1 protein-coding gene is annotated in these 1,168 nt (G+C 70.5%); it reads left to right on the plus strand.

The annotated features are described in order from the left end of the window. Positions 1 to 3: 3 nt before the first annotated feature. The coding region (locus OC490_RS48955; RefSeq protein ID WP_262064537.1) for a ribulokinase at positions 4 to 1,168 on the plus strand (1,165 nt) is incomplete at its 3' end.

Consider the following 1,168-nt stretch of genomic DNA (forward strand, 5'->3'; position numbering starts at 1 on the left):
GTCATCGGAGTCGACTACGGCACGTTGTCCGGGCGGGCTGTGGTGGTCCGGGTGGCCGACGGCGCCGAGCTGGCTGTCGCCGAGCACCCCTACGCTCACGCCGTCTTGGACCGGGCCCTCCCTGACGGCACTGTGCTGCCGCCCGACTGGGCGCTGCAGGTGCCTGGCGACTACATCGACGTCCTGCGTATCGCCGTGCCCGAGGCTCTGGCCCGTTCCGGCGTGCGGCCGGAGCAGGTTGTCGGTATCGGTACGGACTTCACGGCGTGCACGGTGTTGCCGGTCCTCGCGGACGGCACGCCCCTGTGTGAACTGCCGGAGTTGGCCGGCCGTCCGCACGCCTACGTCAAATTGTGGCGCCACCATGCCGCGCAGTCCCAGGCCGACCGGATCACTGCCCTGGCCGCTGCGCGCAAGGAGCCCTGGCTGCAGCGGTACGGCGGGAAGATCTCCTCGGAGTGGGAGTTCGCCAAGGCCCTGCAGCTGCTGGAGGAGGACCCGGAACTCTACGAGTTGACCGACCGCTGGATCGAGGCGGCCGACTGGATCGTGTGGCGGCTGTCCGGCACGTATGTCCGCAATGCGTGCACCGCCGGGTACAAGGGCCAGTTCCAGGACGGCAGTTACCCCTCCTCCGACTATCTGGCCGCGCTCAACCCCGGTTTTGCCGGTTTCGTGTCGGACAAGCTGGAGCAGCCGATCGGTCAGCTCGGCGACCGGGCGGGCGGGTTGACGGCGGAGGCCGCGGCGTGGACGGGCCTGCCCGAGGGCATCGCCGTGTGCGTCGGCAACGTCGACGCCCATGTGACGGCGCCTGCGGCCACCGCCGTCGAACCCGGCCGGATGGTCGCCATCATGGGTACCTCCACCTGTCATGTGATGAGCAGTGACCGGTGGGCCGAAGTGCCGGGTATGTGCGGGGTGGTTGAGGGCGGGATCCTGCCGGGGCTGTGGGGGTACGAGGCCGGGCAGAGCGGTGTCGGGGACATTTTCGGCTGGTTCGTGCGCACTGCCTTCCCCGCGTCGTACGCCGAGGAGGCCGCCGCGCTGGGCCGTGACCCGCACGAGCACCTCACCGCGCTGGCCGCGCAGCAGCGGGTGGGAGCGCACGGGCTGCTCGCCCTGGACTGGCACAGCGGCAACCGCAGCGTCCTCGTCGACCACGATC

The organism is Streptomyces sp. STR69 (assembly GCF_024519455.1).
GTDB lineage: Bacteria > Actinomycetota > Actinomycetes > Streptomycetales > Streptomycetaceae > Streptomyces.